Below are 3,004 nucleotides of genomic sequence, written 5' to 3'. Positions count from 1 at the left end.
GCTTCTTGATGACCGAACCCACGAACTGACCTTTCGACGGAAGGCTGACGTGGCCCGTCGAAAGCCACCTCAGCGCCCCGCGGTTGGGCCCGCAGGACCGGGCAAGCCTATCCGTCGTACGTCAACGCGCCGAACCCGCGAGCGGGTTCGGCGGCGTGAGATGTGCCTCGCAGTGCTCCCGGTCGGTCAGCCGGCGCTGTAGAAGCTCTTGCGGAGGTACTCGTTGACGTCCTCCTCGACCACCCGGAACGAGCGTCCGACGCGCACAGCGGGCAGCTCACCGTTGTGGACCAGGCGGTAGACCGTCATCTTCGAGACGCGCATCATCGCCGCGACCTCGGCCACGGTGAGGAACTTCGCGTCCGACATGTCCCCAGAGCCAGCCATCGTGCACCGTCTTTCTGTGTGCAGCACGTCGTCGGCTTCCCCACCGACGATCCCCATGCCGCTCTAGGGAGAATAGTGGTTCCTGTGACTCGTGGGGAAGCGGTTCGGAAAAGTGCAGAGTGTGGTCTGGCGTGTCGGCTTGCGCCCGAGCCGCCGCACGTCCTCGTCCCGCGCTGGTCCAGACCAGTGAGCGGGGCCCGTGCCGGCGCACCTCACGGGTAGGGATCGAGGCCGTGCAGCGGGAAGACCGCGGTCCGGGTGGCGTTGACCTCGCGGTCCAGCCAGGCGCCCGGGTCGTAGCCCTCGCGCCAGTCGGCATAGGCCGGCTCCCGGCCGTCGGTCATCCGCAGTGGGGCCTGCGCGCCCACCTTCTCCCGGACGTGGGCCCGCCAGGCCTCGGGCGTCGAGAGGGCCGGGTCCAGCGGCGTACCGGACACGATGGCGAGCAGGTGGGTCCAGGCCCGGGGGACCACGTCGACCAGCGCGTAGCCACCGCCCCCGGTGGCCACCCACCGGCCGCCGGCCACCTCGTGGGCCAGCTCGTGGAGGGCGAGGTACGCCGACCGCTGGCCGTCCACGCTGAGCATCAGGTCCGCGAGCGGGTCCGCGGCGTGCGAGTCGCAGCCGTGCTGGGTCACCAGGACGTCGGGGCCGAACTCGCGCACCAGGTCCGGCACGACCGCGTGGAACGCGCGCAGCCAGCCCGCGTCAGAGGTGCCGGGGGGCAGGGCGACGTTGACCGCGCTGCCCTCGGCGCCCTCGCCACCCACGTCCGCGCTGAAGCCGGTGCCGGGGAAGAGGAGCCGGCCGGTCTCGTGCAGGGAGATCGTCAGCACCCGCGGGTCGTCCCAGAAGATCGCCTCCACGCCGTCTCCGTGGTGGACGTCGACGTCGACGTACGCCACCTGCTCGGCACCGTTGGCGAGGAGCCACCGGATGCCGATCGCCACGTCGTTGTAGACGCAGAAGCCGCTGGCCCGGCCCGGCATGGCGTGGTGCAGCCCACCGGTGATGTTCGCGGCGTGCAGCGACTCGCCGCTGCCGACCTGGCGGAACGCCTCGAGGCTGGCGCCCACGACGTGCGCCGCGGCCTCGTGCATGCCGAGGAAGACCGGGTTGTCCTCGCTGCCCAGCCCGACCTGGAGCTCGGCGGCACCGGTGCGCCCGGCGCGTTGGACCGCCTCGATCAGCGCGGCGTCGTGGACGGTGGCGATCTGGTCCTCGGTGGCCATCGGCGCCGGGACGACGCGCAGCCCTCGACCCGTGACACCGAGCTCATGGGCCAGCTGCATGGTCAGGTCGACGCGGATCGGCGCCATCGGATGCTGCGGGCCGAAGTCGTAGTCGGTGAGCGTCGGGTCGAAGACCACCGTGCTCGGGCCCGCGCACTCGGTGGCCCCTTCCATGGCTGCGACGGTATCCTGAGCCCGTGCTGACGACGTCCCGCATCCAGTGGTGGCCCGCCTGACGGCGGCCACCCCACCAGCACACCCATCCCTTCCGGCCGCCCACGGGCGGCCGTTGTGGTCTCAACGTCGTCCGTGGGCCCTCATCCCTCAGGAGCTCACCATGACCACCCAGACGACCACCCAGACGACCACCCGGACGACCACCCAGACTCGCAGCCTCTCCCTCCTCACCCCCTCGGGACGGCTCACGCTCGGCAGCTACCTCGGCGCCCTGCGCCCGATGACCCAGCGGCAGGACGACGCCTTCTACGGCATCTCCGACCTGCACGCGATGACCACCGAGCACGACCCGCGGCTGCTTCGGGAGTACGCCGACGAGACCGCGATCCTCTTCCTCGCCGTCGGCCTCGACCGGGCGACGCTGTTCCGGCAGAGCCACGTGCCCGCGCACGCCCAGCTCGCCTACCTGCTCGAGTGCGTCGCCACGACCGGTGAGCTGAACCGGATGATCCAGTTCAAGGAGAAGGGCCGCGGTGTCGACTCGACCCGGGTCTCACTGTTCACCTATCCGGCGCTGATGGCCGCGGACATCCTGCTCTACCGGCCGGCCCAGGTCCCGGTGGGCGCCGACCAGAAGCAGCACGTCGAGCTGACCCGCGACCTGGCGATGCGGTTCAACCGCCGCTACGGCGAGGTGTTCACCGTCCCCGAGGTGGTCACCGCCTCCGACGCCACGGCCCGGGTGATGGACCTGCTCCACCCCGACCGCAAGATGTCGAAGTCAGCGGACGAGGCCGGATCGATCTACCTGCTCGACCCGGCGGACGTCGTACGGAAGAAGGTGGCGCGTGCGGTCACCGACTCCGACACCGGTCCCGACGCCGTCCGCCGCTCGCCGGACAAGCCGGGCGTCACCAACCTGCTGGACATCCTCGAGGCCCTCGGCGGCTCGGCCGAGGGGATCGACACCTACGGCGCCCTGAAACGTGCCGTGACCGACGCCGTGGTGGCGACCCTGGAGCCGATCCAGAAGCGGTACGCCGACCTCGCCGCCGACGCGGTGCACGTGACCCAGGTCTACGCCGACGGCGCCGCCCGCTGCCGCGAGGTCACCGCTCCGGTCCTCGCCGCCGCCACGACCGCCATCGGCCTCTGACGGACCCCCTGCCGGGATAGTCCGTGACGAAATGGTCGTTCGAACACCGTTC

The 3,004-nt window shown here is 71.1% G+C and carries 3 protein-coding genes; 1 reads left to right on the top strand and 2 read right to left on the bottom strand.

Going from position 1 to position 3,004, the window contains the following annotated elements; translation table 11 throughout:
• Positions 1–186 precede the first annotated feature (186 nt).
• Both VFV89_RS12600 and VFV89_RS12595 read right to left on the bottom strand, forming a co-directional pair.
• A complete protein-coding gene (locus VFV89_RS12600; protein WP_329706293.1) occupies positions 187–387 on the bottom strand; it encodes a helix-turn-helix domain-containing protein in 201 nt (66 codons plus the stop codon).
• A gap of 212 nt (positions 388–599) precedes the next feature.
• On the bottom strand, positions 600–1,793 hold the full coding sequence (locus VFV89_RS12595) for an acetoin utilization protein AcuC (RefSeq protein WP_329706292.1): 1,194 nt from the start codon (positions 1,791–1,793) through the stop codon (positions 600–602).
• 163 nt (positions 1,794–1,956) lie between these two features.
• Here VFV89_RS12595 and trpS point away from each other — a divergent pair, with 163 nt between their 5' ends.
• Positions 1,957–2,952: a tryptophan--tRNA ligase gene (trpS, locus tag VFV89_RS12590; protein WP_329706291.1), complete on the top strand. Its 996-nt coding sequence runs from the start codon at positions 1,957–1,959 to the stop codon at positions 2,950–2,952.
• Positions 2,953–3,004: the final 52 nt, after the last annotated feature.

Origin of the sequence: Nocardioides sp. (assembly GCF_036274455.1) — a bacterium.
In the GTDB taxonomy this organism is placed as follows: domain Bacteria; phylum Actinomycetota; class Actinomycetes; order Propionibacteriales; family Nocardioidaceae; genus Nocardioides.
Note: the sequence above shows the minus strand (reverse complement) of the source record. Positions and strands in the feature narration are given on the sequence as shown.

Coding starts and splice junctions, on each gene's coding strand:
- VFV89_RS12595 (WP_329706292.1), bottom strand. CDS start 1,793: ATGGAAGGGGCCACCGAGTGCGCGGGCCCGAGCACGGTGGTCTTCGAC.
- VFV89_RS12600 (WP_329706293.1), bottom strand. CDS start 387: ATGGCTGGCTCTGGGGACATGTCGGACGCGAAGTTCCTCACCGTGGCC.
- trpS (WP_329706291.1), top strand. CDS start 1,957: ATGACCACCCAGACGACCACCCAGACGACCACCCGGACGACCACCCAG.